The organism is Ruegeria sp. AE4 (genome assembly GCF_056542185.1).
Genome location: NZ_JBQFZK010000002.1, coordinates 199,597 through 224,385, shown reverse-complemented (window position 1 = coordinate 224,385; position 24,789 = coordinate 199,597). Strand labels below are relative to the sequence as shown.

The window sequence follows — 24,789 nt, the reverse complement described above, 5'->3', positions numbered from 1 at the left end:
ACCAAGGCAGTGTGAACAGGTAGTGCCCGCGCGGAGCAGTGTTGTTTTACGCAGCTTTTCTTGGGGGGCTATCATGACAGAATGGGTTATTCAGGGCGAAGAACTGGCCAATTGTAATTGCAATTTCGGCTGTCCCTGCCAATTCAGCGTTCTTCCATCACACGGAAATTGCGAGGCTGTTGTCGTTTTCGACATCGAAAGCGGGCATTATGGCGATACTGATCTGGCCGGTTTGCGGGCAGCAGGTGTTTATCACTGGCCGGGACCGATCCACGAAGGCAATGGTCAGATGCAACTGATCATTGACGAAAGTGCTAAAGCCGAACAGCGCGCAGCATTGCAGGCCATCATGACCGGCGAAGACACCGATGAAATGGCGACCATGTGGTACGTTTACAGTGCGATGGCCCCGACGAAATATGATACGCTTTTTGTCCCAATCGAATTGAACTGGAACCGCGATGATCGTAGCGGCTACGCCAATGTTCCGGGGGTCTTCGACGTCGAGGTCAGCCCGATTCCACATATCGTATCGGGCGCCGCGCACAGGGCATCGATCCAGTTGCCGAACGGCTTTGAGTACCGCCACGCAGAGGCTGCCTCGGGGTCGGCCAAAACAACGGGCGGCGAAATCAGCCTTACCTTTGATGCCACGCACGCCCATCTCGCACATCTGAACCTCTCGGGTCACGGTGTTCTGGGCGCGTAGCCGGAGACTCTTTCATGACCAGACAGAGTGCGACAGCCCCTGCCGGGGCGATTGAGCGGCTGTTGAAGCAGGACAATGCAATCGTGTTGGGCAGCGTCCTTCTGATCATTCTTGCTGCCACCTGGTACACAGTTGCCGGCGTCGGGATGAAAATGTCTGCGGTCGAAATGACCCGCATGGCAGGGCCGGTTGGGGAGCCCATGCAGATGGGTTCCGCAACCGCCTGGAGCTTCGGTTACACTCTGCTCATCTTCCTGATGTGGTGGATCATGATGATTGCCATGATGACCCCAAGTGCCGCGCCAGCCGTGCTTTTGTTTGCAGCGACAAAGCGCATGGGCCCTGAGAAAGACCGCGCCGCAACGTTCAGCCTGTGTTTCCTGTTGGGCTATCTGGTGACCTGGGGTGCGTTCAGCCTGACTGCAACGGCATTGCAGTGGGGACTGGAACATATCGGGCTGTCGAGCGGGCCGATGATGACAATCCGCTCTGGCCCTTTCGCGGGAAGTGTTCTGCTGGCTGCCGGGTTCTATCAGTTTTCAAGTTTGAAGAATGCGTGCCTTCGTTACTGCCAAAGCCCCGCAAGGTTTCTGGCCGGTCACAACCGGCCCGGACCCTTCGGCGCGCTCAGAACCGGAGCCCTGCACGGCACGTATTGCCTGGGATGCTGCTGGGCGTTGATGCTGCTGCTGTTCGTCGGAGGGATCATGAACCTCTACTGGATCGTTGGCATTGCCGCCTATGTCGCGCTGGAAAAGCTTCTGCCGACAGCCCGGTGGCTGGCGCCGGTGTCAGGTGTGGCGCTTATCGGAGCAGGTCTTTGGCACATCGCGGCACCGTTGATCTCCGGTATCTGACGCAAGACGGCCCCCGGGGCGGCTGACTGAAAGGCCCTGTGATTTCTCGTTAAAAAGGAGGTACCAATGCCTGTTTTCATTACCTACGCAACTTATTCGCAAGCTGGCGTCAAAGGCATGTTGCAAAAGCCCGAGAACCGCACCGGCCCGGTGAAAGCACTGCTGGAGAAAGTCGGCGGCCGACTGCTGTCCTTTTACATGACAACCGGCAGCAATGACGTGGTCGTGATCAGCGAAGCGCCAGACGGAACAGATGCTGTGGCGGTTGGCATGGCAGTCGCGGCATCGGGTGCGGTCACGAACATAGAAACGGTTCGGGCCTGGACTGCGGACGAGTTCGTTTCGGTCACTGAGAAAGCCGCAAGATTGGCGGGGACCTACACGCCGCCCGGAGGATAAGTAGATACGCGCGGAGGGCCTGTAAGCCGGATCTTGTTCCGGGGTTGCCCCCTTCGATGACCATTCCTCTAGGCCGTGCATTGCTGCACGGCTCAAGCTGCCAACCCGGTCCCTCTCGGCCAAGACGCGCTTAGCGGCGGTATCGGCTTGCGCCGACCGGCCCGCGCGGGGACCCTATTTGGCATTGCTCCCGGTGGGGCTTGCCGTGCCGCCACTGTTGCCAGCGGCGCGGTGGGCTCTTACCCCACCGTTTCACCCTTACCCGCGGCCGAGGCTCTGGGCGGTCTGATTTCTGTGGCGCTTTCCGTCGGGTTGCCCCGCCCGGGCGTTACCCGGCACCGTTGTCTTGTGGAGTCCGGACTTTCCTCTCGGGCATACGCCCCAGCGGCCATCCGGCCCTCCGCGCCCGGGCTGGGTAAGCTTTGCGGTCTGCGGCGTCAAGAGCTGACAGGCCCGAGAAGGGGCCAGCCCCTTCTTGGCCTGCGGCCAATTCAACCCCGGGATATTTTTGGCCAGATGAAGAGCGGATCAGGTTGTTGTGTCCGACGGGGTGACCGCATTCATATCCGCCATGTCCAGCGGACCTTTCGCCCAGGGGCGAAATCGCAACCGGACAGCGGCCAGCAGTTTTGCATCGTCCACGGGGGCGGTGAAACCTGCCATCCGAGCAGAGGCGCGAAATGCTTCTGCATCGGGTGACATCGGATCAACTCCTGTGCCGCGCGGTTTGGCCAGCGCCTGCTTTTCGAGCCTGTTCCAGTCAAAGCGCGGCCCAGGGTCGGATTTTCGCCCGGGCGCCATGTCGGAATGCCCGATAACCCCGGACGGAGTAATGGACCAGCGGGTCATGATCAGGGGCAACAACTGTTCCAGCACCGCCATTTGCGGCTGCGAGAACGGATGTTTGCCGGTGTTTTCCAGTTCGATCCCAACCGAGCGCGAGTTGATGTCGTCCTTGCCGTCCCATTCCCCTGCCCCGGCATGCCAGGCGCGATCTTCTTCACGCACCATTTGCCACAGGGTGCCATCACCCCCGATCAGGTAATGAGCCGAAACTTCGGAAGCCGGGTCGCACAGACGATCCAGAGCCGCCTGCGCGCTGTCCATGGCCGTATAGTGGATCACGATCAAGGATGGCAACAGCCCGCCCCGGCGCTTGCCGAAATTCGGAGACGGATGCCAGATCGGCGTAAGGGTGTCAGTTGTTAACGGCACTGCGGAACGGGCTGGGGTCCCAGCCACAGGCATAGCCGTCGCCGTCCGGGTCCAGCCCCTTGCGGTCACGTTGCGGACCGCCGTTGGACAGGAATTCGATCTGAGCCTGATCCGGTGACGGGAATTGCGCGCAGTTCCTCTGTGCCTTGGCTTGCAGGTTGAAACCGGAACGGCTGTAAAGTTGTGTGCCCACCGGATTGGAGGTGCTCAGCGCATATTGTACGATATTCGGTTGGCCGCTCGCCGTGCGCTCAGGCACGGCGGTTGGAGCGACGACTTCGTAGGTCTGGCGGTTTTGCGCAATCCGGGCGGCATCGGATTGGATGCTGCGCCTCTCGGACACGGCTGCGAAGTCCTGCTCGTCAGAGATTGCGCTGCTGTTGGAGCCGGCAGCCGACGACGCGGAGACCGAGGATTGCCCGGACGTGCTGGCCAACGCTGCGGCGGTCTGGTTGGCGATGTCCGCATTCTCACCTGTTGCAAAGGTCGATGATCCCGGTGTGCCCAGTGGTTGCTGGGAAACATCGACCGGAGCCAGCAGCGGATTGACCGCCCCGCCCTGACCCGCCAATTGAGCCTCGCGCTGTGCCTGATATTCAGGCGTGTTGAAACCCGTGCTGGTCAACGGCGCGACATTGGTGCAGGCCGCAGCCAGTGTCAGGGCCGGGACCAAAAGCAAAACACGCATTGATTGGCTCCGTCTTCAGTAATTCACTTGCCCGAAGGCTTACCACCATTTGCCGGGCTTGGCCACAAAACCGGCTGCGTTTTCCAGCGCATAAGCGGTATTGAGCAAGTCACCTTCTTCCCATGGGCGCCCGATCAGCTGCAACCCCAACGGAAGACCTTGTGCATCCAGCCCTGCGGGGACCGAGATACCGGGCAAGCCAGCGAGGTTCACGGTAACTGTAAAGACGTCGTTCAAATACATTTGAACAGGGTCCGCCTCGGTCATTTCACCCAGACCGAAAGCCGCCGAAGGGGTTGCCGGTGTCAGAATGGCATCGATGCCTGCGGCAAACACGTCTTCGAAGTCTTTCTTGATCAATGTCCGGACCCGGCGCGCGCGATTGTAATAGGCGTCATAGAAACCTGCGGACAGCACATATGTGCCGACCATCACGCGGCGCTGCACCTCTGGGCCAAAGCCTTCGGCGCGGGTCTTTTCGTACATCTCGGTGATGCCATCGCCCTGCGCCAGCTGTGCGCGGCGGCCATAGCGAACACCATCATAACGGGCGAGGTTCGAAGACGCCTCGGCCGGGGCAATCACGTAATAGGCGGGCAGTGCGTATTTGGTGTGCGGAAGCGAGATGTCGACAATCTCGGCACCCGCAGCTTTCAGCATCGCTGCGCCATCGGCCCAGAGTTTTTCGATCTCGGCGGGCATGCCGTCCATACGGTACTCTTTCGGGATACCGATCTTCTTGCCCTTGATGTCACCGGTCAGCATGGCCTCGAAATTCGGGACGGACAGTTCGGCACTGGTCGAATCCTTGGGGTCATGCCCGCACATGGTTTCCAGCATGATCGCTGCATCACGTACGTTCTTGGTCATTGGTCCTGCCTGATCCAGCGAGGACGCAAAGGCGACGATGCCCCACCGCGAGCAACGACCATAGGTGGGTTTGATGCCCGTGATGCCGACGAAGGCCGCAGGCTGGCGGATCGAGCCTCCGGTGTCGGTACCTGTCGCAGCCAGGCACAAATCAGCAGCCACGGCAGATGCAGACCCGCCAGACGAGCCGCCCGGTGTCAGTTGCGCATCATCGTTGCCACGGCGCCACGGGCTGACCGCATTGCCATAGGTCGAGGTTTCGTTGGACGATCCCATGGCGAATTCGTCCATGTTCAGTTTACCCAGCATCACCGCGCCTGCATCGGCCAGTTGCTGAGAAACGGTGGATTCGTATTCCGGCTTGAATCCTTCCAGGATTTTCGACGCCGCCTGCGACGGCACACCCTTGGTGCAAAACAGATCCTTGATGCCGATCGGCAGGCCACACATCGACGGTGCGTCGCCACGCTGGATCCGCTCATCCGCGGCCTTGGCGCGCTCCATTGCAAGTTCGGGTGTCTTGTGGACAAAGGCGTTCAGCGCATCTGCCTCGTCAATGGCTTTCAGGCAGGCGTCGGTCAACTCGACAGATGTGACGTCACCGGAACGCAGGGCATCGCGCGCCTCGGCCAGACCCAGTTTGTTCAAATCGCTCATGTCTTACTCCACCACTTTAGGAACAGCGAAGAACCCTTCGCGGGCGTCAGGCGCGTTGGCCAGAACCTTGTCCTGCTGGTTGCCGTCGGTCACCTCGTCCTTACGGCGTTTCAGCCGCATCGGCGTGACCGAGACCATCGGCTCGACACCGTCGACGTCCACTTCGTTCAGCTGTTCGATGAACCCGAGGATGGTGTTGAACTCGGATGCCAGCGCCGGCAGCGCGTCATCCTCGACCTTGATCCGGGCCAGTTTGGCCACTTTGGCGGCGGTGCTTTGGTCAATCGACATCGGCTTCCCTCATCTACGTTATGGGGCGTTTACCTGTCTGTCGCGGCAGTCGCAAGACCGCTGCGCCATGGGCCGTACCGAGTTTAAGTTTCGCCGCGTGACACCCGCCATTCAAAACTGAATGAGTGGTATGCAAAAAAGTAAACTGAATAGTTCAATATTGATCTTGAAAACTGAACTATATTGTTCATTTCTAGTTATGCGACACAACGCAAACCGGAGAAAAACATGAAACCCCTGATGATAGCCGCAGTCTTGTCCGCCACCATTTTGGCCGCACCGGCCATGGCATTGGGTATCGACACAAGCAACCTGACACGTACGTTGACCTTCCCCTCGCCCGTGACGGAACCGGTCACACAGGACAAGGTTAAACCTGCAAAGTGACGCGCAGGTCCCGGCCGGGTTGGATTTCCCCTCTCTGACCCGGCCATAGCGCATATTCGAGGGTGCACAGCCCTAAGCGAGTCGTTAGCATTGCTGCAAATACCAACAGGGAACTGCATAGGTCGCTTGCGGTTCTGACAAGCAAGTGGAGCAGTTGATGAACACGCAAAAACAAGCGGTCCTGGATGCCATCGATGCAGCCAACGCAAATGACCCCAATCGCGATGATGGCCGCCCCAAAGCGCAGCTTTACGGCGAACGTATGAGTGCAGAGCTTGACCGCCTTTTTCCGGGTGCGTCCGACGCCTTGCAGATTGCGGCGCGTGGTCAACATGTGGAGCGGTGGAAACTTGCCCGCAGTGAATTCCCGGAAGGCCGGGCGGGTTATCTGGCCTGGCGAAAGGCGCAGGGTGTACATCACGCGGACGTGGTGATGAGTTTGATGACTCAAGAAGGCTATGACGCCGAGCAGGCCGAAGCTGCGGGCCGCATGTTGCGCAAGCAAGGCATCAAACGCGATGCAGAGGTGCAGGCGCTTGAAGATGTGATCTGCTTTGTGTTTCTGAAATGGTATTTCCAGCCCTTTGCGGCGAAACACTCAGCCGAGAAAATCCAGAGCATTGTTGAAAAGACTGCCCGCAAGATGTCGCCCGAGGGCCGCGCACGGGTTTTAAGCGAATTCGACCTGCCGGATCATCTGGCCGCAGCCTTTCAAGACTGAGAAAAGGCCAACGCCGTTTCATCGACCGAATAATAAGTCTTGAGGTTGGTAACGACAGGCCTCCGCGCCATATTCTCATGACCCATGAGTTTGGGTGACACGACCCCTGATGAGGGCTGCACAATATACTTCGATCATCCAGCCCAACATGATGGCATTCAGGATATGCCACATGAAGTGTGTCCCCACGGGCCATTGACCACAGAGACACATATCGAGGGCACGAAAGATAATCGACAGGATCAGGATCAACGCCCCGATTTTCAGCCCTTTGGCCAGAATCGGATCACGGCCGCTCAAAAGAACAGCATAGATCAGGATCAGCAAAGGGACCGGTGCATAAACCGCCGACCCTTCAAGCCCCGGAACCATTTGGAACAGTGGGACAGCAGCCGTCGCATAGGGAAGAAAAAGAAGCATACCCCCGAACGCCAACCACGAAGGCATCTTCCAGATGTCTTTGTTCACCGCAAAAATATAGACCAATATGAACAACAGTATGGGCGCGACATCCGCCAAAGCCGCCCATACCTGCGCATGCGTGTGGAACAGGTAACTGCCAAACCCGACGATCGCCAGAAGCGCCACCAAAACCTTGGCCAGCGGCATGTTCTGATTGCGCACGCGCCTCCACATGACCCATGCGCAAATCAGAAAAGCAGCGTTTGTGACCGCGTTAACGGGCTCGGCCCAGTAGGCTGGAGACAGCCGCTCGCAGTACCCGTCTATTTCACGAAACCAATCCATGGAAATTTACTTATCCGATGTTAGGCTGCCGCCAACAGAATGATTGGGAGGAAATAATTATGAACATTATCTGGTTGGGCCATGGAAGTTTCCGTATCGAAACCCAGGGACAGGTGCTGCTAATCGACCCCTGGCTGACCGGCAACCCGGTCTTGCCCGAGGAACAGCATGACGCCGCCGTTGGTGGCGCCACCCACATCCTTCTGACCCATACGCATTTTGACCATGTCGTCGACGTTCTGCCTTTGGCCAAACACCTGAAGATTCCGGTTGTGGGACAATATGACCTGATGGGGTACTGGGCCGAAGCCGAAAGCATCGAGACCATTGGTTTCAACAAGGGCGGCACGGTCAACCTGAACGGGGTCATGGTAACAATGGTCCCGGCCTCTCACAGCTCGACCTTTTCGACACCGGACGGCCTGCGCACGGGCGGCAGCGAGGTCGGCTTTATGATCAGTGCCGAGGGGCGCATGCTTTATGTTTCAGGTGATACCGACATCATGGCCGACATGGACTGGTTGGGGGATTACTACAAACCCGATATTGGCATCCTGTCAGCGGGCGGGCATTTCACCATGGATATGAAAGCTGCCGCCTACGCCGCCAAAAGATACTTCAACTTCAAGACGGTAATTCCCTGCCACTACAAGACCTTCCCGATTCTTGAGCAATCCGCTCAGGCTCTGGCAGGTGCTTTGCCGGGTGTAGACGTCATCGAACCGCAGGTTATGCAGGCGATAAAGCTGTAGGGATGATATGACCAGCGACATTGTCCCTTCACCGGAACTGATCGCAGTTGTACGGCGATGGAATCAAGCCGTTCATGACAAGGATCGGGCTGTGCTGGTCAACATGCTGTCATCCTCGGAACACCTGCGGTATCAGGGCTCGGCGGATGAAGAGGCATGGTCCGGGCAGGTGTTTCGGCGTGGCTTCGCCGATCACACCAACGAAATCCCGGACTATGACTGGCAGGAACATTCGCTGGAAGCCTTTGAATGTGGGGATGTAGGCTGGGCATTTTGCGAAGCGACGCTGACCTTTCATTCGAACGGCAATTCAGCCTGGCACCGCTTTACATTTGTTCTGCATCTGGAAGACGGCGTCTGGAAAATGGTGCAGCTGCATGTGTCTAACCCGACCTCGAACATGGAAAAGATCGGCATCGAGCATTCGGTGTTGAATGCACTGATCGAAGCCGCAAAACAGGAGTTCACACAGGATCAGACCGAGGGAACCGCTTCGGTCATGTTCACTGACATTGTCGGGTCGTCAGATATCACCCGGCACTTGGGTGACAAAAAATGGGCCCAGCTTATTTCCGGTCATTTTGATCTGGCTGAACACCTTATCCAAGCCCATCAGGGACGACTGGTCAAATCCCTTGGGGATGGCACGATGTCGATCTTCCCGACGGTCCAGGATGCGATTCAGGCAGCAATCGAGCTGCAAAGAAAGAACGCATTGGCAAATTCCGAAACACCTCTGGGTCTGCGGATTGGAATTCATACCGGCGACGTCATACAGAAAGATGAGGATTTCTTCGGGTCCGTCGTCAATAAGGCCGCGCGCGTGACAGACGTAAGTGGCCCGAATGAAATTCATGTCACCGACGTGACCAGATTGCTGGTCAGCCCGGAGGGCGGTCTGAGGTTCAGCTCGCCAAAATCGGTCGCACTGAAAGGGTTCGGCGGGCAGCAGACAGTGTATCGCCTGGACTGGAACTGACAGTGGCCGTCCTGTCAGATCACGGTCATTTTTCTATTCGTTTTTCCGCGAAAAAATCCAGCAGCAGGTTTTCACATTCTTTGGCGGCTATGCCGTCATAGACCTCGGGCTTGTGATGTGCTTGCGGGTGGGAAAAAACCCGCGCGCCATGGGCCACGCCGCCGGATTTGGGATCGGACGCCCCATAGTAAACGCGCCGGATGCGCGCGGCCGCCAGTGCCGCTGCACACATGGCGCAGGGTTCCAGTGTCACATAGATATCATATCCGGGCAGTCTTTCAGATCCGGCATAGGCACAGGCCGCGCGCAAAGCCAAGATTTCTGCATGCGCAGTAGGATCGTTCAACTCACGCGTCCGGTTTCCTGCCTGCGCCACAACAGAGCCATCCGGCCCGACAATGACCGCGCCAACGGGCACTTCGCCGCGATCCGCTGCTGCGCGCGCCTCACGCAGCGCCTGTTCCATATGCGATTTGAATACCATGCCCCTGACTGCATCAGAAACCTGCCTTTCGCAAGCGCGCGGGATAGGGTATGGCCCAGACATGAACAAGACCCCTCCTCCCGGCGACCGGATCGCCAAAGTCCTGGCCCGCGCTGGCGTCGCGTCGCGGCGCGAGGCCGAGCGCATGATCGAAGCTGGCCGCGTGGCTGTGAATGGCAAGACCATCGACAGCCCCGCCCTGAACGTGACGGCAAAAGACAAGATCATTGTCGACGGCAAACCGGTCTCGGAACCGGAACCCTCGCGTTTGTGGCTGTATCACAAGCCTGCTGGGCTGGTTACGACAACCCGCGACGAAAAAGGGCGCGATACGATCTTCGACAAGCTGCCCGAAGACATGCCTCGGGTGATGAGCGTTGGTCGGCTTGACCTGAATTCCGAAGGTCTGCTGCTGCTGACTAATGATGGTGCTATCAAGCGCAAGCTCGAACTGCCCGCGACCGGCTGGTTGCGCAAATACCGTGTGCGGGTAAACGGCCGCCCGAAAGACGAAGATTTCGAACCGTTGCGCAAAGGGCTGGTGATTGAGGGAGAGCGGTTCCAGCCGATGACCGTCACGCTGGATCGCCAGCAAGGGGCCAATGCCTGGCTGACCATCGGTCTGCGCGAAGGAAAGAACCGAGAAATCCGTCGGGCCATGGAAGATATCGGTTTTAATGTGAACCGTTTGTTGCGGGTTTCTTACGGCCCGTTCCAATTGGGCAATCTGAAGCCGGGCGAAGTCGAAGAAATCCGCCGCCGCGTTATGCGCGATCAACTTGGGCTGGATTCGGATGCCAAACCCGAAGCGGCCCCCAAACGCCCGACGCGACCACAAAGAAAACGCCCGCCCATCGGCAAGAATCCCCGCAAGTGATGCAGGTTCGGCAACCTTCCCCCTAGCGCCAAGCCTGCGTATCCCCTAAATTTTCTGTGATTGCTGCTAATTGGGGAGCGTGATGTCCGGAAGCGGAGTGCAAAAATTCGCCTACGCCGTATTGCTGGCGCTCTTGTTTGGCGTGTGCACAGGCGTGCTTGGGGGCTTGTAACGCATGGCAAAGCGATTTGGCGGCAAGTACAGCCCTCAGGATGATACGTCCGGCGACACTCTTCAGCCCCGTGGACAATTCGATGGCGCGCGGGTCGAACCTGCGGGCGCGCGTGCCAATGTCCTGTTCATACCGGCCATCCCATTGGTATTTCTGTCGCTGAACGACGGCGCGATTGGCATGACCATAGGTCTGATCGCAGCTGGCCTGCTGACGGCAGCTGCGTTCTTGCTGCGCGAAGGTCTGCGGGCCGAAGCCGCGTTTAACGCCCGTAAAACCGCACGCCGGCCTGCGTTTCCGCGTAAAATCTTTGCCAGCCTTTTGACAGGGCTGGGCGCCGGTCTTGCGTCCTACCGGACCGAGTTTCTGAATGCTGAAGCGGTATCGCAAGTCAGCCTGCTTGCCCCTGTCTTGTTCGGCGTGGCAGCAACCGTGCTGCATTCGGCCTCCTTCGGGTTTGATCCGATGAAGAACAAGGGCATGGAAGGAATTGACACCTTTCAGCAAGATCGCGTTGCCCGGGTCGTTGAGGATGCGGAAAACCGTCTTTCCGAGATGACGGACGCCATCAAACGCGCGGGTGATCGCCGGATCGAAGCCCGTTTGGAACGGTTTCAGGACACCGCACGTGACCTTTTTCGAACGGTCGAGGAAGACCCCCGCGATCTGGCGGGCGCGCGAAAATACATGACGGTTTATCTACAGGGCGCGCGTGATGCGACGGTCAAGTTTGCCGATGTTTACGCCCGGACCCGTGATGCCCAGGCGATGACAGACTATGTCGCCTTGCTGGATGATCTGGAACAGAATTTTGCCGCGCGTACGCGGAAAATGCTATTGGATGACCGCAGTGATCTGACGGTCGAAATCGACGTGCTGCGCGAAAGGCTGCAGCGCGAAGGCGTCCGGTTGGACTGACCGGCCATTATTTGAGCGAGGAACATCCCCATGTCCGATGAGATCAAGAACAAGGCGGCTCAGGCCGAAACACTGGTGCAGGAAGTCACCGCAGTTGCCCTGCCCGAACCAAAGGCCGAGGTAATCTCGCTTGAAGAAGCCGACGAACCTGTGAGTGCCGAGATTCGTAAGCGCATGGACGAGATCGACATGAGCAACACCAATTCGATTGTTGCTTTCGGGTCTTCCGCTCAGGCCGAATTGCAGGAAATCAGTCAAGCCATGCTTGCGGATGTGCGCAACAAGGATGTTGGCCCGGCAGGCGACAGCCTGCGCAATATCGTGACCACCATCCGCGGTTTTTCAGTCAGTGAACTGGATGTGCGCCGCGAGCGCAGCTGGTGGGAAAGGCTGCTGGGCAGGGCCGCGCCATTTGCGAAATTTACCGCTCAGTTCGAAGAAGTTCAGGGGCAGATCGACCGCATAACCGACGATCTTCTGGGGCATGAGCATACACTGCTCAAGGACATCAAATCGCTGGACCTGCTTTATGAAAAAACTCTGGGTTTCTACGATGAACTGGCGCTGTACATCGCAGCGGGTGAAGAAAAGCTGACCGAGTTGGACAGCCATGACATCCCCGAAAGGGAAGCCGCCGTTCAGGCCGCGCCAGAAGAAGAACAGGTGATGAAAGCGCAGGAACTGCGGGACATGCGCGCCGCGCGTGACGATCTGGAGCGCCGCGTGCACGATCTGAAACTGACGCGTCAGGTCACGATGCAGTCGCTGCCGTCGATCCGGCTGGTGCAGGAGAACGACAAGTCGCTGGTCACGAAGATCAACTCGACGCTGGTGAACACCGTGCCGCTGTGGGAAACGCAACTGGCACAGGCCGTCACCATTCAGCGCAGCGCCGAAGCTGCCGCCGCGGTGCGCGACGCCAACGATTTGACCAACGAGCTTTTGACTTCGAATGCTGCCAATCTGCGCCAGTCGAACAAGATGATCCGCGAGGAAATGGAACGCGGCGTGTTCGATATCGAAGCTGTCAAAAAGGCCAACGCAGACCTGATCGGCACCATCAACGAAAGCCTTGCCATTGCGGATGAAGGAAAAGCCAAACGTGCTGCCGCCGAGGCCGAGTTGCAGAAGATGGAAGCGGAACTGCGCGACACTCTGGCGTCCGCCAAGGCGCGACGAGACGGGACCGGCGACAACGCTGGAACCGCTGTCCCCGGCTGAGGCTGAACTGGGCGTGCGGGATATTACATATCTGAAACTGGGGTTGGGGATGGCGGCGTTTTTGGCTTTGGCCAATTGCGAAGAAACACTGACATCCTCGATTGCACCACAAGCGCGCCCGGCGCCTGTTTCTGTTGCGGCGAATGCCTATGTACCGCCATCTGCCGCAAGTCAGGATCTGGCGCGGTTTTACCAGCGTGTCGAACGCGACCTTCTGGTCCGGGGGTTATTGCGGACAGACGGGGGCGGCCCCGATACGCCTTATGACGCCCAGGATCTGGCGCGAAATTTCGAAGCGATTGCGTTCTACAGCGAATATCCGACCCAAAACGTTTCCATCGGTTCCCGCCAGACAGACGGGCAACTCAGCCGGTGGTCGGGGCCGGTGCGCATCCAGACCGAGTTTGGGCCTTCCGTGCTGCCCGCTGTTCGGGAACAGGATGCGGAACGGGTTCAATCCTTTGCCACGCGCCTGGCGAGGCTGACGGATCATCCGATTTCCGTGGTCTCCCGAAACGCTAACTTCCACGTCTTCTTCGCGGGCAAGGACGACAGCACCTATGTGGTGTCCCGACTGAAACAGCTGATCCCGAATATCAGTCAGGCTTCGCTTGATCTGGTCGCAAATCCGAGATCGAATTTCGATTGTTTTGTTTTTGCCTCGGCGACAACGGCGTCTCCGTACAAATATGTGCGCGCCGTTGCGTTGATCCGGGCCGAGCTGACCGATCTGGTCCGCCGCAGCTGTATCCACGAAGAAATCGCACAGGGACTGGGATTGTCGAACGACAGCCCGGCAGCGCGCCCATCGATCTTCAATGATGATGACGAGTTTGCCCTGCTGACGAGCCATGACGAAAAACTGCTGACAATGCTTTATGATAAGCGGCTTGAGCCCGGCGTGACAGTCGATCAGGCCCGCCCCATCGTGCATGTCATTGCCCAGGAATTGATGGGGCAGCCGCTCTGACCCCAAGGACAGGAGAACCCAAATGGGAATATTCGATTTTCTGACCGGAGAATTCATTGACGTCATCCATTGGGTTGACGACACTCGCGACACCATGGTCTGGCGGTTCGAGCGTGAAGGCCATGAAATCAAATACGGTGCCAAGCTGACGGTGCGCGAAGGTCAGGCGGCCGTATTTGTGCATGAAGGGCAGTTGGCGGATGTGTTCACGCCAGGTCTCTATATGCTAGAGACCAACAACATGCCGATCCTGACCACGTTGCAGCACTGGGATCATGGCTTTCAGTCGCCGTTCAAGTCCGAGATCTACTTCGTCAATACGACCCGGTTCAACGACCTGAAATGGGGGACCAAGAACCCGATCATGCTGCGCGACCCCGAGTTCGGGCCGACACGCATACGCGCCTATGGTACCTATACCGTTCGGGTCAAAGACCCGGCCAGGTTCCTTGTGGAAATCGTCGGAACCGACGGCGAATTCACCATGAGCGAGATCAGCTTTCAGGTCCGCAACATCATCGTGCAGGAGTTCAGCCGCGTTATTTCGGGGTCAGGTATTCCTGTATTGGACATGGCGGCGAACACGGCTGATCTGGGCAAATTGATCGCGGCTGAAGTTTCCCCGGTGTTGGAAGGCTATGGGCTGGAGATGCCGGAATTCTACATCGAGAATATTTCGCTTCCTCCGGCGGTCGAGGCCGCATTGGACAAGCGGACCTCGATGGGATTGGCCGGAGATCTGGGCAAATTCACACAGTATTCCGCAGCAGAGGCAATGACGGCTGCGGCCAGCAACCCCAGCCAAGGCGGTGGCATGGGCGCAGGTCTTGGCATGGGAATGGGCATGGCGATGGCACAGCAGATGTCAAACATGGCAGCGGCCCAGCCAAGCGGCCCGTGGGGATCGCCCGCCCCCGCTGCCCCACGACCGTCAACTCATGCGGCCCCGCCGCCGCCGCCGGTCGAGCATGTTTGGCATATCGCCGTGGATGGGCAGACCAGCGGCCCATACTCCAAAGCCAGGATGGGCCGAATGGCCAGCGAGGGTGATCTGACGCGCGACACCTTTGTTTGGACCGCGGGCCAGGACGGCTGGAAAAAGGCCGGTGACGTGCAGGAACTGGCGCAACTGTTCACCATTCTGCCGCCACCGCCGCCGGGGGCCTGACCGAAGCGCAAGACTCCTCCATCTGACCTGACACTATTGGGTAACGTATGACAAACGCCCCTGACCTTGCAGAGCACCGCTTTCCCTGCCAGCAATGCGGTGCGGATTATCGGTTCAGCCCTAGCAATGGTACGCTGACATGTGATCATTGTGGTCATTCGGAACCAATCGGATCGGGCCCATGGCAAGGTGCCAGCCTGCGCGAACTGGATTTTGACGCGGCCATTGCGGACCGTCTGCCTGACAGCGAGCTGGAACAGACGCGCGTTCTGTCCTGCCCGAACTGCGCGGCGCAGGTTGAATTCGACCCCAACACGCACGCTGCGGAATGCCCGTTCTGTGCCACGCCGGTGGTAACTGACACCGGCGTGAACCGGCATATCAAGCCAAAGGGTGTTCTGCCTTTTGCTTTCGACGAGCGCGAGGCGCACAAGGCGATGAGCGATTGGCTGGGTCGGTTATGGTTCGCGCCAAACGGGTTGAAGGACTATGCCCGCAAGGGCCGCAAGATGCAGGGCATCTATGTTCCGTACTGGACCTTTGATGCCGACACCAAGTCCGCCTACCGTGGTGAGCGCGGCGTGATCTATTATGAAACCCACACAGTGATGCGGGACGGTAAACGGGTTCAGCAGCAGGTTCCAAAGGTGCGCTGGTCGCCCAAATCGGGTCGTGTTGCGCGGTTTTTTGATGACGTCCTGGTGCTGGCCTCGCAGTCGCTGCCCAAGGCTTACACCGACGCGCTGCAGCCTTGGGATCTGCCTGCGCTGGAGCCTTACCAGCCAGAATACCTCGCCGGGTTTCGCGCCGAAGCGTATACGGTCGAATTGAAAGAGGGCTACAGCGAGGCCCGCGCGCACATGGCGCGCGTGATCGAACGGGATGTTCGTTTCGATATTGGGGGCGACAAGCAGCGTATCCACACGGTAGACACCGAGGTACGAGACGTCACGTTCAAGCATATTCTGCTACCGATCTGGCTGGCGGCATACAAATATCGCGGGCAAACCTATCGATTTGTGGTGAACGGCCGAACCGGGCGGGTTCAGGGGGAACGCCCCTGGTCAGCCATCAAGATCACGATTGCCGTTATTCTGGGCCTGCTCGTAGCCGGGGTTGTCGGGTATCTGGCAGCCAACGGGCAGCAATAGCGGTCTCTTGTACATCTGGCGTGGCATGATCATCCTAAGTGTCGAGACGTAGAAACGAGGCGCCCGTGTCATTTGCAGAACTGAATAACCTTCTGAAAAATCGCCATTCCTGCCGGGCCTTCCTGCCCGACCCTGTACCAAACGAGCAGATCGAACAAATCGTGGCCAGCGCGGCCCGGGTCCCAAGTTGGTGTAACGCGCAGCCGTGGCAATTGGTAATCACAAGCGGCGCAGAGACCGACAGGTTTCGTGCTGCGATGCAAAACGAAGCTGAAACAGGCGTACCGGCCCCCGATCTTCCGTTTCCCGCGTCATACTCCGGCGTCTATCAAGACCGCCGCCGCGCGTGCGGTTGGGCGCTCTATGAAGCCGTCGGTGTGGAACGCGGGGACCGGGCAGGATCGGCCCAACAAATGATGCGCAATTTCGCTCTGTTCGATGCACCGCATTGCGCCATCGTCTCAAGCCCGGCGGAACTTGGGCCATATGGCGCAATGGATTGCGGAGGGTTTGTTACGGCTTTTTCGTTGGCAGCGCAGGCGTTGGGAGTGGCAACCATTCCTCAGGCCGCATTAGCCGCGTATGGCCCTTTCCTGCACAGATATTTTCGGATCCCGGAAGACCGCCTGATCCTGTGCGCGATTTCCTTTGGGTATTCGGACAGAAAGCACCCCGCAAATAACTTTCGCACAGATCGTGCCGCGCTGGGTGACTTTGTCGACTGGCGCGGCTAAACCATCGCTCAGGCAAGATAATCGCCAAGAGGGGGGAACCACGTGCGCGCGTTGCTGCAAAGAGTTTCGCAAGCCAAAGTATCGGTCGATGGCAACGTCATTGGCGCATCCGGTCCGGGGCTTTTGATTCTTGTCTGCGCCATGCAGGGGGACGATGAGGCTCAGGCTGAAAAACTGGCCCGGAAAACCGCCAGACTCAGGATCTTCAAGGACGACGCGGGCAAGATGAACCGCTCGCTTCTGGATGTAAAAGGGTCAGCCTTGGTGATCAGCCAGTTTACATTGGCGGCAGATACAACAAGCGGTAACAGGCCGGGGTTTTCAACTGCAGCACCGCCCGAACTGGGCGAGCATCTGTATAACACCTTCGCAGACCACCTTGCTGCGCAAGGTGTAGCGGTGGAAACTGGACAATTCGGGGCCGACATGGCCGTTGAACTTGTCAACGACGGACCGGTCACAATCTGGGTGGAGACTTGATGGATACTGAAAAGCAAGCCGTTCAACTTTGGCGCGCCGGGGTTGAGGCCGTTGATGGATACACCGCCACCGAGGCCGCCCTGCACGACATCCCGAAACCGGACCGTATTCTGGCCGTAGGCAAGCCCGCCGCCGCCATGGCACGGGCGGCCTTGGCGCGGTTCGGCACGGTTCCCACGCTTGTTGTGACCAAGGACGATCACGGCCGTGACTTGCCGGACACTGTCGAGGTGATCGAAGCTTCGCACCCGGTTCCGGACAACCGCAGCCTTGAAGGCGGGCGTGCTCTGCGTAAGGCGCTGGAACAGATGGACCCCGGATCACATGTGCTGCTTCTGGTGTCGGGTGGCGCATCTTCGCTGGCCGAAGACCTTTTGCCCGGAAAATCACTGAGCGATCTCGAAGCATTGAACCGCAAGTTGCTTTCAGAGGGGATGGATATCGGTGCGATGAACGCTGAGCGGCGCAAACTGTCCCGCATCAAAGGCGGGGGGTTACTGTCGCACTTTGCGGGCGCGCGCGCGACCGTTCTGGCCATCTCGGATGTACCGGGCGACGACCTCAATGTCATTGGATCGGGTATCGGCGCTTTGCCTTCCAGCCACACATTTGGGGCCACCACTCGGATCGTGGCCTCAAACGCCCATGCCCGCAATGCGGTTGTGCAAGCCGCCGAAGCAGCTGGGCTAAAGGTTTGGGCCAATGAAGAGGCGCTGCATGATGACTATCTGAAGGTCGCCGCACATCTTGGCCAACTGCTGCGCGGAATGGAAAAAGGCGTGATGGTCTTCGGTGGGGAACCGACTGTGGTCTTGCCGGATCACCCAGGGCGCGGTGGACGAAACCAGGCACTGGCACTTGCGCTGGCGCAGGAGATTGCCGGGCAGTCAAACCTGACAGTTGTTGTCGGCGGAACGGACGGCACAGACGGACCGACCAATGCGGCAGGGGGAATCATTACCGGTGCAACATGGAACGACAGCGGGATGACTGCGCTTATAAATGCTGACAGCGGGTCGTTTTTGGACAAAGCCCAAGCCTTGCTGACAACCGGGCCAACTGGCACCAATGTCATGGACTTGGTTGTCGCAATACGTGGATGAACTGACGCATATCACACCACCCCAGACCGTAAAGGCCCGGAAACTGGCCTGAAACAGAACTGTATCATAATATTCTTGTGGAAAGGGCATCGCGCCAAACAAAGTTACTTGCGCTTCGGCCTTCGGCATCAAGGAGAAATATCCTTGCCCGGTCCGCCGAAATAAGTCAACGTTGACTCATGCGTCAACAAAAACCCGAAAAGGGTTAAAACCACTCGATAGGGAGAATACTCGATGAACGAACAAATCACGCATATGGCCGGTCAGGTCACAGCCGGAAAAATGACCCGCCGCGAATTCATGGGGAAAGCCGCGGCGCTGGGTGTTTCGGCTGCGATGGCCAGCACAATGTTCGCAGACGCCGCTCGGGCTGCTGGCCCGAAAAAGGGTGGTGACCTGAAGCTGGGTCTGTTTGGCGGTGAATCCACAAACTCACTGGACCCGGCAACCTATGCCAGCTCGGTCCCATATATGAACGGCCGTCACTTTGGCGACACGCTGGTTGAGGTCGCGCCTGATGGCTCGATCGAGCCTCGTCTGGCGGAAAGCGTCGAAGGCAGCGCAGATGCCAAGGTTTGGACTTTCAAGTTGCGTCAGGGTGTCGAATTCCACAACGGCAAGACCTTGACCAGCGAAGACGTGCTGAAAACCATGCAGCGTCACTCGAACGAGGACTCCAAGTCTGGTGCTCTGGGCGTCATGAAGGGCATCGAGTCCATGAAGGCAGATGGCGACACTTTCCAAGTGACGCTGGTCGAGGCGAACGCAGACCTGCCCTATCTGATGTCGGATTACCACCTGGTCATTCAGCCTGATGGTGGCATCGACAATCCCGCGGCGGGTATCAGTACTGGCCCCTATCAGCTTGAGGTCGATGAACCTGGGATCCGCCACGTGTTCACCAAGTTTGCGAACTATTGGAACGATGACGCGCATTTCGACAGTGTCGAAAACGTGGTGATCAACGACGCAACCGCCCGGACAGCCGCGCTGCAAGGTGGTCAGGTCCATCTTGCGAACCGGATCGAGCCCAAAGTTGCCGACCTGCTGGGTCGTGCACCCAATATCACCGTGAACTCAACTCCGGGTCGTGGCCATTATGTGTTCATCATGCATTGCGACACCGCGCCGTTCGACAGCAACGAACTGCGTTTGGCTTTGAAATATGCCATCAACCGGCAAGAACTGGTGGACAAGGTTCTGCGCGGCTATGGATCGGTCGGGAATGACATGCCGGTAAACGCGGCCTACCCGTTGTTCGACGCCTCCATCGCCCAGCGCGAGTTCAGCGTTGAAAAAGCGGCCGAGCACTACAAAAACTCGGGCCACGACGGATCGCCGATCATCCTTCGAGTAGCAGACGGGGCCTTCCCTGGCGCAGTAGACGCTGCGGCACTGTTCCAACAGACGGCCGCTCAGGCTGGCATCCCACTGGAAATCAAGCGCGAGCCCAATGACGGCTACTGGTCCGAGGTCTGGAACGTACAACCCTTCTGCGCCTCGTATTGGGGTGGCCGTCCGGTGCAGGACCAGATGTATGCAACCGCATACCTGTCAACCGCAGACTGGAACGACACACGCTTCAAAGTTCAAGCCTTTGATGACATGCTTTTCGCGGCCCGTGCCGAGTTGGACACGGAGAAACGAAAAGGTATTTACAGTCAGATGGGCCAAATGGTCCGCGATGAAGGTGGCCTGATCTGCCCGATGTTCAACAACTTCGTCGATGCATCCAGCAATGTTCTGGCAGGCTGGGAAGAAGATCCCAACGGCGAGATGATGAACGGCCAGGTGTCGCGCAAGTTGTGGTTCGCGTAAAGCAGGCCACGGATCATGCATCCTATCATCAAACTGGTTTCCCAGCGCTTAGCGCTGGGACTCCTATTGCTGTTTGGCGCTTCGGCCCTGATTTTTGGCCTGACCGAAGCCCTTCCCGGAGACGCAGCGCAAGCCGTCCTGGGGCAGTCCGCAACCCCCGAGGCCCTTGCAAACCTGCGCGAAGAAATGGGCCTGAACCGGCCTGCCCTGACCCGCTATTTCGAATGGCTGGGCGGTATCGTTCAGGGTGATCTGGGTCAGTCCCTGACCAACAAGCTCGACATTGCTGAAAGCATTGGCAAACGGTTGGGCAACACATTGTTTCTGGCATGCGCCGCGGCCGTGGTTTCGGTTCCCCTTGCCATCTTTCTGGGCCTGCTGGCAGTCCGCTACCGCAACCGCTGGCCAGACAAGCTGATCTCTGCCATCACATTGACAACGGTTTCGATCCCCGAATTTCTGATCGGTTATGTGGTGATCTACTATGTCTCGGTAAAGCTGGGCTGGTTTTCCTCGCTTGCGATGATCAACGACTCGATGTCATTCGGGCAAAAACTCAATGCGATCGCGTTGCCCGCTTTCGTGCTGACGCTGGTGGTCTTGGCGCAGATGATGCGCATGACCCGCGCGGCGATCCTCAACCTGATGCAGTCGGCCTATATCGAAACGGCGGAACTGAAGGGGTTGTCAAACTTTCAGGTCATTGCGCGACACGCCTTTCCGAACGCGATCTCGCCCATTGTAAACGTGGTGATGCTGAACCTGGCCTATCTGGTCGTGGGCGTTGTCGTGGTCGAAGTGGTGTTCGTTTATCCCGGCATGGGGCAATACCTGGTGGACTCGGTGACCAAACGTGACGTGCCGGTCGTACTGGCGTGTGGTGTGGTCTTTGCCGCCGTCTATATCGGGCTGAACATGGTGGCCGATATCGTATCGATCCTGGCCAACCCAAGACTGAGGCATCCGAAATGATGAAAAATATTCCAATTTCGGCAATGATCGGTCTGTTGTTCACAGGTCTCTATTTCTTTGTCGCCTTGGCTGCACCGCTTATTGCGCCCTACGGTATGGCCGAAGTGGTTGGCGATGTGTGGGAGCCATCAAGCGCAGAACATCTGTTGGGCACAGACAATATTGGACGGGATCTGCTCACACGCATGATCTACGGCGGGCGCACGACGATCTTCATTGCGGCTGCGGCTACGATCCTCAGCTTTGTAACCGGCACGTCGCTGGGTTTGCTGGCTGCGGTTCTGGGCGGTTGGGCTGATCAGGTTCTCAGCCGGGCGGTTGACCTGGTCATGTCGATCCCGACGCTGATCCTGGCACTTGTCATTCTTGCCATCGTCCCGGTGACGGTCCCGATCCTGATCCTGGTGATGGGCCTTCTGGACGCGACACGCCCGTATCGCCTGTCGCGATCGGTTGCTGTCGACATCAACGTGATGGATTATGTCGAGGCCGCCAAATTGCGCGGCGAAGGCCGTGCCTGGATCATCTTCCGTGAAATCCTGCCGAACGCCCTGTCACCGCTGGTGGCCGAGTTCGGGCTGCGGTTCATCTTTATGGTCCTCTTCATCTCGACCCTTTCGTTTCTGGGGCTGGGCGTCCAGCCCCCGCTGGCCGACTGGGGCGGCATCGTGAAAGAGAACAAGGATGGCATCGTGTATGGCATTGGCGCAGCTTTGTACCCGGCTGTTGCCATCGCGACGCTCGCGATCTCGGTCAACCTTGTGGCTGACTGGATCCTGAACCGAACCACATCGCTGAAAGGAGGCCGGGGATGAGTGATACCCTTCTCAAGGTCCGTGACCTCAAGATCGGTGCAACGGTCTATCCACCGGGTGAAAAACCCCATGACATCGAAATCGTGCACGGGGTCAGTTTTGACCTCGAACGCGGCAAGGTGCTGGGGCTGATCGGAGAATCCGGTGCCGGTAAGTCCACCATCGGCCTCGCTTCCATGGCCTATGGCCGGGGTGGTGTTGAAATCACCGGCGGCGAGGTTTGGGTAAATGGGCGCGATATCCTGAAATCGTCACATGGCGATATCCGCAACCTGCGCGGGGGTGAGGTTGCGTATGTGTCGCAATCCGCTGCCGCGTCGTTCAACCCGGCCAAGAAGATCATGGATCAGGTTGTCGAAGCTGCGGTCGAGCACAAGAAGTTTTCGCGAAGAGAGGCCGAAGGCCGCGCGCGGGAACTGTTCGCCAAACTAGGCCTACCCGACCCGGATAATATCGGTGACCGCTACCCGCACCAGGTTTCAGGCGGACAGTTGCAGCGATGCATGACTGCGCTGGCGCTGTGCCCCGAACCCGATCTGGTGGTGTTCGATGAACCTACCACGGCGCTGGACGTGACCACGCAGATCGACGTGCTGATGGCGATCAAAGAAGCCATTCGCGATACCGGTGTTGCTGCTCTTTACATCACGCACGACCTTGCGGTCGTGGCGCAGGTCAGCGACGAAATCATGGTTCTGCGGATGGGAAATACGGTTGAATACGGGTCAACCGATCAGATCATCAACAACCCGCAGGAAGAGTACACGCAAGCTCTGGTCTCGGTCCGTTCGATCGAGCACGAAGAAAAACAGCCCACAGCGGAACCACTGTTGAGCGTTGACGGTATCACCGCGCGCTACAAGGGATTGAATTTCGACGTGCTGCACAACGTCAATGTCGAGCTTCATCCGGGGCAGACGCTGGCAGTTGTGGGCGAATCCGGTTCTGGTAAGTCGACACTCGCCCGGGTGATCACCGGCCTGTTGCCGCCGCGCGATGGCGAGATTACGTTTGCCGGACGCAAGCTTTCGCCTGATCTTGCCGGACGATCCCGCGAGGACCTGCGCGAGTTGCAGATGATCTATCAGATGGCTGACGTGGCAATGAACCCGCGCCAGACCGTCGGCACGATCATCGGGCGCCCGCTGGAGTTCTACTTCAACATGCGCGGTGCCGAAAAACGCAAACGGGTTGTCGAGTTGCTGGACGAGATCGAGTTGGGCGAGAAGTTCATCGACCGTTACCCAGCCGAGTTGTCCGGTGGCCAGAAGCAACGCGTGTGTATCGCGCGGTCTTTGGCGGCCAAGCCCAAGATGATCATTTGTGACGAGGTGACATCGGCACTCGACCCGCTTGTGGCGGACGGTATCCTCAAGCTGCTGCTGGATTTGCAGAAGATCGAGGATGTGGCCTACCTGTTTATCACCCACGATCTGGCGACGGTTCGGGCGATCAGCGACAGCATTGCGGTGATGTATCAGGGACGCGTGGCGCGCTATGGCCCAAAGAGCCAGGTGCTCAGCCCGCCATTCGACGACTATACAGACCTTCTGCTGAGCTCGGTGCCCGAGATGCATCTGGGCTGGCTGGAAGAGGTCGTTGCCCATCGCAAAATGGAAAGCGCGGGGAACTGATCTCTGCGCCTGTAACATCACTTTGAAGAAATGGATTCCCGGCGTTTGCATCTTGGCTGACGTCGGGAATTTATTATTTGGGACGCGATTTGGCGGGCGCATGGTTTCAACTCGCGTATCGTCCGCATGAAATACTCAGATCAAAAGGCCGAACCATGGACCGTAAACTACTATTGATCATCCTGGACGGAGTACCATACCGGAATTTCCGCCGCCTGTTCGGCAACCTGGAAGGTTGGGTCGACAGCGGCGAAGCTCGGGTGTGGAAGCACCGCGCGGTGCTGCCTTCAACTTCGGCCAGTTGCTATGCATCGATCCATACGGGCGTAACCCCGCAAGAACACGGCTGCACCGGAAACGGCAACGTTTTTCGCCTGAGCCACAAGGATATCTTTAGCCAGGTACGTGAGGCCGGCGGCGTGACTGGGGCAGTAACGCACAGTTTTTGGTCGCAGTTCTTCAACCGCCACCCGTTCGACTATGTCCGCGACGTCGAATATGACGAGCCAGAGAGCCAGACCATCAATCACGGTCGCTTTCACAGCATGACCGGTTACGGCAAAGACAATCAGATGACCCCGTCCGACGTCGATCTATTTGCGACCCTGACCAATCTGTGTCTGCGCTTTGGGTTGGACTATGGCATCCTGCACACCTGCACATTGGACAGCATGGGTCACCGTTTCTATCACGACTGCGAGGAAATGGATCATGCCTGTTTTGTTGCAGACGAGATGCTGGCCCCGTTCATCCCACGCTGGCGCCAATTGGGGTATGAGGTGATCGTCACCGCCGATCACGGCCAAGACGAGCGCGGACACCACGGAGGGCGCAGCCCACTGCAACAGGAAACCGCGCTGTATTACTTCGGTGATGCCGACGGGCCTGACACGGAAACCGTAATCGACCAGATCCAATTGGCCCCGACCATTCTGAACCGTTTGGGTGCACCCCTCGCAGAGACGATGAAGGCTAAGCCTTTCCTGAAGTAGCTGGCTGG

Annotated in this window: 27 protein-coding genes and 1 other RNA gene; 21 read left to right on the top strand and 7 right to left on the bottom strand. The window is 58.2% G+C overall.

Annotated elements, in window-relative coordinates; all coding sequences use genetic code 11:
• Positions 1–73: 73 nt before the first annotated feature.
• From ACR0EK_RS05340 to ACR0EK_RS05330, 3 genes are all read left to right on the top strand, one after another.
• Positions 74–709, top strand: coding sequence for a DUF1326 domain-containing protein (locus ACR0EK_RS05340; protein WP_480899138.1), 636 nt, complete (start codon positions 74–76; stop codon positions 707–709).
• Positions 710–723: 14 nt separating this feature from the next.
• The gene (locus tag ACR0EK_RS05335; protein ID WP_480773146.1) at positions 724–1,566 is read left to right on the top strand and encodes a DUF2182 domain-containing protein; all 843 of its coding nucleotides are present in this window, start codon (positions 724–726) and stop codon (positions 1,564–1,566) included.
• Positions 1,567–1,632: 66 nt separating this feature from the next.
• The gene (locus tag ACR0EK_RS05330) at positions 1,633–1,965 is read left to right on the top strand and encodes a GYD domain-containing protein (RefSeq protein ID WP_209504623.1); all 333 of its coding nucleotides are present in this window, start codon (positions 1,633–1,635) and stop codon (positions 1,963–1,965) included.
• A 6-nt stretch (positions 1,966–1,971) separates the two neighbouring features.
• Here the strand turns inward: ACR0EK_RS05330 and rnpB are convergent.
• From rnpB to gatC, 5 genes are all read right to left on the bottom strand, one after another.
• Positions 1,972–2,369: RNase P RNA component class A (gene rnpB / locus ACR0EK_RS05325), an RNA gene on the bottom strand.
• Positions 2,370–2,493: 124 nt separating this feature from the next.
• Positions 2,494–3,207: an N-acetylmuramoyl-L-alanine amidase gene (locus ACR0EK_RS05320; RefSeq protein ID WP_480910004.1), complete on the bottom strand. Its 714-nt coding sequence runs from the start codon at positions 3,205–3,207 to the stop codon at positions 2,494–2,496.
• Entirely contained in the window at positions 3,164–3,868 is a 705-nt protein-coding gene (locus ACR0EK_RS05315) for a hypothetical protein (protein ID WP_480910003.1), read from the bottom strand. The genes ACR0EK_RS05320 and ACR0EK_RS05315 overlap by 44 nt, the downstream gene beginning before the upstream one ends.
• 39 nt (positions 3,869–3,907) lie before the next feature.
• The gene (gene gatA / locus ACR0EK_RS05310) at positions 3,908–5,395 is read right to left on the bottom strand and encodes an Asp-tRNA(Asn)/Glu-tRNA(Gln) amidotransferase subunit GatA (RefSeq protein ID WP_209597905.1); all 1,488 of its coding nucleotides are present in this window, start codon (positions 5,393–5,395) and stop codon (positions 3,908–3,910) included.
• A gap of 3 nt (positions 5,396–5,398) precedes the next feature.
• On the bottom strand, positions 5,399–5,686 hold the full coding sequence (gene gatC / locus ACR0EK_RS05305; protein WP_209504627.1) for an Asp-tRNA(Asn)/Glu-tRNA(Gln) amidotransferase subunit GatC: 288 nt from the start codon (positions 5,684–5,686) through the stop codon (positions 5,399–5,401).
• Positions 5,687–5,914: 228 nt separating this feature from the next.
• On the opposite strand from gatC, the gene ACR0EK_RS05300 reads away from it, so the two are divergent.
• Together ACR0EK_RS05300 and ACR0EK_RS05295 are read left to right on the top strand one after the other, a co-directional pair.
• Positions 5,915–6,073: a hypothetical protein gene (locus ACR0EK_RS05300; protein ID WP_480899513.1), complete on the top strand. Its 159-nt coding sequence runs from the start codon at positions 5,915–5,917 to the stop codon at positions 6,071–6,073.
• Between the two features lie 157 nt (positions 6,074–6,230).
• Positions 6,231–6,794, top strand: coding sequence for a DUF4202 domain-containing protein (locus tag ACR0EK_RS05295; RefSeq protein WP_480899511.1), 564 nt, complete (start codon positions 6,231–6,233; stop codon positions 6,792–6,794).
• Between the two features lie 75 nt (positions 6,795–6,869).
• Here the strand turns inward: ACR0EK_RS05295 and ACR0EK_RS05290 are convergent, their stop codons facing one another.
• On the bottom strand, positions 6,870–7,541 hold the full coding sequence (locus tag ACR0EK_RS05290) for a ceramidase domain-containing protein (protein ID WP_480899509.1): 672 nt from the start codon (positions 7,539–7,541) through the stop codon (positions 6,870–6,872).
• 59 nt (positions 7,542–7,600) lie between these two features.
• Between ACR0EK_RS05290 and ACR0EK_RS05285 the strand changes: the two genes are divergently transcribed.
• Together ACR0EK_RS05285 and ACR0EK_RS05280 are read left to right on the top strand one after the other, a co-directional pair.
• A complete protein-coding gene (locus tag ACR0EK_RS05285; RefSeq protein WP_480773143.1) occupies positions 7,601–8,293 on the top strand; it encodes a metal-dependent hydrolase in 693 nt (230 codons plus the stop codon).
• Positions 8,294–8,300: 7 nt separating this feature from the next.
• Positions 8,301–9,272: an adenylate/guanylate cyclase domain-containing protein gene (locus ACR0EK_RS05280; RefSeq protein ID WP_480899507.1), complete on the top strand. Its 972-nt coding sequence runs from the start codon at positions 8,301–8,303 to the stop codon at positions 9,270–9,272.
• A gap of 25 nt (positions 9,273–9,297) precedes the next feature.
• Here the strand turns inward: ACR0EK_RS05280 and ACR0EK_RS05275 are convergent, their stop codons facing one another.
• Positions 9,298–9,756, bottom strand: coding sequence for a nucleoside deaminase (locus ACR0EK_RS05275; protein WP_480869736.1), 459 nt, complete (start codon positions 9,754–9,756; stop codon positions 9,298–9,300).
• Between the two features lie 61 nt (positions 9,757–9,817).
• On the opposite strand from ACR0EK_RS05275, the gene ACR0EK_RS05270 reads away from it, so the two are divergent.
• The 14 genes from ACR0EK_RS05270 to ACR0EK_RS05205 all read left to right on the top strand — a co-directional run bounded on the left by ACR0EK_RS05270 (position 9,818) and on the right by ACR0EK_RS05205 (position 24,781).
• Positions 9,818–10,633, top strand: a complete 816-nt coding sequence (locus tag ACR0EK_RS05270; RefSeq protein WP_480967644.1) for a pseudouridine synthase — start codon at positions 9,818–9,820, stop codon at positions 10,631–10,633.
• A gap of 175 nt (positions 10,634–10,808) precedes the next feature.
• Positions 10,809–11,723, top strand: coding sequence for a 5-bromo-4-chloroindolyl phosphate hydrolysis family protein (locus ACR0EK_RS05265; protein WP_480967643.1), 915 nt, complete (start codon positions 10,809–10,811; stop codon positions 11,721–11,723).
• A 30-nt stretch (positions 11,724–11,753) separates the two neighbouring features.
• Positions 11,754–12,944, top strand: a complete 1,191-nt coding sequence (locus tag ACR0EK_RS05260) for a toxic anion resistance protein (protein WP_209504635.1) — start codon at positions 11,754–11,756, stop codon at positions 12,942–12,944.
• Positions 12,945–12,993: 49 nt separating this feature from the next.
• Positions 12,994–13,914, top strand: coding sequence for a DUF2927 domain-containing protein (locus ACR0EK_RS05255; RefSeq protein WP_480967680.1), 921 nt, complete (start codon positions 12,994–12,996; stop codon positions 13,912–13,914).
• Between the two features lie 22 nt (positions 13,915–13,936).
• Positions 13,937–15,082 (top strand): SPFH domain-containing protein, encoded by a 1,146-nt coding sequence (locus tag ACR0EK_RS05250; protein WP_480506192.1) that lies wholly within the window; start codon positions 13,937–13,939, stop codon positions 15,080–15,082.
• 47 nt (positions 15,083–15,129) lie between these two features.
• Positions 15,130–16,233 (top strand): TFIIB-type zinc finger domain-containing protein, encoded by a 1,104-nt coding sequence (locus ACR0EK_RS05245; protein WP_480506191.1) that lies wholly within the window; start codon positions 15,130–15,132, stop codon positions 16,231–16,233.
• 65 nt (positions 16,234–16,298) lie between these two features.
• Positions 16,299–16,967, top strand: coding sequence for a nitroreductase (locus ACR0EK_RS05240; RefSeq protein WP_480899499.1), 669 nt, complete (start codon positions 16,299–16,301; stop codon positions 16,965–16,967).
• A gap of 42 nt (positions 16,968–17,009) precedes the next feature.
• Positions 17,010–17,447, top strand: coding sequence for a D-aminoacyl-tRNA deacylase (gene dtd / locus ACR0EK_RS05235; RefSeq protein WP_480831460.1), 438 nt, complete (start codon positions 17,010–17,012; stop codon positions 17,445–17,447).
• Positions 17,447–18,550 carry a glycerate kinase type-2 family protein gene (locus ACR0EK_RS05230; RefSeq protein ID WP_480967642.1) on the top strand — a complete coding sequence of 368 codons (1,104 nt, stop codon included), beginning with the start codon at positions 17,447–17,449 and terminating at the stop codon, positions 18,548–18,550. Before dtd ends, ACR0EK_RS05230 begins: the two co-directional genes overlap by 1 nt.
• A 234-nt stretch (positions 18,551–18,784) precedes the next feature.
• Positions 18,785–20,368 carry an ABC transporter substrate-binding protein gene (locus ACR0EK_RS05225; RefSeq protein WP_267364865.1) on the top strand — a complete coding sequence of 528 codons (1,584 nt, stop codon included), beginning with the start codon at positions 18,785–18,787 and terminating at the stop codon, positions 20,366–20,368.
• A gap of 15 nt (positions 20,369–20,383) precedes the next feature.
• Positions 20,384–21,340, top strand: a complete 957-nt coding sequence (locus ACR0EK_RS05220) for an ABC transporter permease (protein ID WP_209504642.1) — start codon at positions 20,384–20,386, stop codon at positions 21,338–21,340.
• A complete protein-coding gene (locus ACR0EK_RS05215) occupies positions 21,340–22,155 on the top strand; it encodes an ABC transporter permease (protein ID WP_267364877.1) in 816 nt (271 codons plus the stop codon). Before ACR0EK_RS05220 ends, ACR0EK_RS05215 begins: the two co-directional genes overlap by 1 nt.
• Positions 22,152–23,789: an ABC transporter ATP-binding protein gene (locus ACR0EK_RS05210; RefSeq protein ID WP_480506186.1), complete on the top strand. Its 1,638-nt coding sequence runs from the start codon at positions 22,152–22,154 to the stop codon at positions 23,787–23,789. The genes ACR0EK_RS05215 and ACR0EK_RS05210 overlap by 4 nt, the downstream gene beginning before the upstream one ends.
• Positions 23,790–23,944: 155 nt before the next feature.
• The gene (locus tag ACR0EK_RS05205; protein WP_480545784.1) at positions 23,945–24,781 is read left to right on the top strand and encodes an alkaline phosphatase family protein; all 837 of its coding nucleotides are present in this window, start codon (positions 23,945–23,947) and stop codon (positions 24,779–24,781) included.
• Positions 24,782–24,789 lie beyond the last annotated feature (8 nt).

What these genes read in the sequence shown, in the direction of transcription:
- ACR0EK_RS05340 (WP_480899138.1), top strand. Translation starts at nt 74, where the DNA reads ATGACAGAATGGGTTATTCAGGGCGAAGAACTGGCCAATTGTAATTGC.
- ACR0EK_RS05335 (WP_480773146.1), top strand. Translation starts at nt 724, where the DNA reads ATGACCAGACAGAGTGCGACAGCCCCTGCCGGGGCGATTGAGCGGCTG.
- ACR0EK_RS05330 (WP_209504623.1), top strand. Translation starts at nt 1,633, where the DNA reads ATGCCTGTTTTCATTACCTACGCAACTTATTCGCAAGCTGGCGTCAAA.
- ACR0EK_RS05315 (WP_480910003.1), bottom strand. Translation starts at nt 3,868, where the DNA reads ATGCGTGTTTTGCTTTTGGTCCCGGCCCTGACACTGGCTGCGGCCTGC.
- gatA (WP_209597905.1), bottom strand. Translation starts at nt 5,395, where the DNA reads ATGAGCGATTTGAACAAACTGGGTCTGGCCGAGGCGCGCGATGCCCTG.
- gatC (WP_209504627.1), bottom strand. Translation starts at nt 5,686, where the DNA reads ATGTCGATTGACCAAAGCACCGCCGCCAAAGTGGCCAAACTGGCCCGG.
- ACR0EK_RS05300 (WP_480899513.1), top strand. Translation starts at nt 5,915, where the DNA reads ATGAAACCCCTGATGATAGCCGCAGTCTTGTCCGCCACCATTTTGGCC.
- ACR0EK_RS05295 (WP_480899511.1), top strand. Translation starts at nt 6,231, where the DNA reads ATGAACACGCAAAAACAAGCGGTCCTGGATGCCATCGATGCAGCCAAC.
- ACR0EK_RS05290 (WP_480899509.1), bottom strand. Translation starts at nt 7,541, where the DNA reads ATGGATTGGTTTCGTGAAATAGACGGGTACTGCGAGCGGCTGTCTCCA.
- ACR0EK_RS05285 (WP_480773143.1), top strand. Translation starts at nt 7,601, where the DNA reads ATGAACATTATCTGGTTGGGCCATGGAAGTTTCCGTATCGAAACCCAG.
- ACR0EK_RS05280 (WP_480899507.1), top strand. Translation starts at nt 8,301, where the DNA reads ATGACCAGCGACATTGTCCCTTCACCGGAACTGATCGCAGTTGTACGG.
- ACR0EK_RS05275 (WP_480869736.1), bottom strand. Translation starts at nt 9,756, where the DNA reads ATGGTATTCAAATCGCATATGGAACAGGCGCTGCGTGAGGCGCGCGCA.
- ACR0EK_RS05270 (WP_480967644.1), top strand. Translation starts at nt 9,818, where the DNA reads ATGAACAAGACCCCTCCTCCCGGCGACCGGATCGCCAAAGTCCTGGCC.
- ACR0EK_RS05265 (WP_480967643.1), top strand. Translation starts at nt 10,809, where the DNA reads ATGGCAAAGCGATTTGGCGGCAAGTACAGCCCTCAGGATGATACGTCC.
- ACR0EK_RS05260 (WP_209504635.1), top strand. Translation starts at nt 11,754, where the DNA reads ATGTCCGATGAGATCAAGAACAAGGCGGCTCAGGCCGAAACACTGGTG.
- ACR0EK_RS05255 (WP_480967680.1), top strand. Translation starts at nt 12,994, where the DNA reads ATGGCGGCGTTTTTGGCTTTGGCCAATTGCGAAGAAACACTGACATCC.
- ACR0EK_RS05250 (WP_480506192.1), top strand. Translation starts at nt 13,937, where the DNA reads ATGGGAATATTCGATTTTCTGACCGGAGAATTCATTGACGTCATCCAT.
- ACR0EK_RS05245 (WP_480506191.1), top strand. Translation starts at nt 15,130, where the DNA reads ATGACAAACGCCCCTGACCTTGCAGAGCACCGCTTTCCCTGCCAGCAA.
- ACR0EK_RS05230 (WP_480967642.1), top strand. Translation starts at nt 17,447, where the DNA reads ATGGATACTGAAAAGCAAGCCGTTCAACTTTGGCGCGCCGGGGTTGAG.
- ACR0EK_RS05225 (WP_267364865.1), top strand. Translation starts at nt 18,785, where the DNA reads ATGAACGAACAAATCACGCATATGGCCGGTCAGGTCACAGCCGGAAAA.
- ACR0EK_RS05220 (WP_209504642.1), top strand. Translation starts at nt 20,384, where the DNA reads ATGCATCCTATCATCAAACTGGTTTCCCAGCGCTTAGCGCTGGGACTC.
- ACR0EK_RS05215 (WP_267364877.1), top strand. Translation starts at nt 21,340, where the DNA reads ATGAAAAATATTCCAATTTCGGCAATGATCGGTCTGTTGTTCACAGGT.
- ACR0EK_RS05210 (WP_480506186.1), top strand. Translation starts at nt 22,152, where the DNA reads ATGAGTGATACCCTTCTCAAGGTCCGTGACCTCAAGATCGGTGCAACG.
- ACR0EK_RS05205 (WP_480545784.1), top strand. Translation starts at nt 23,945, where the DNA reads ATGGACCGTAAACTACTATTGATCATCCTGGACGGAGTACCATACCGG.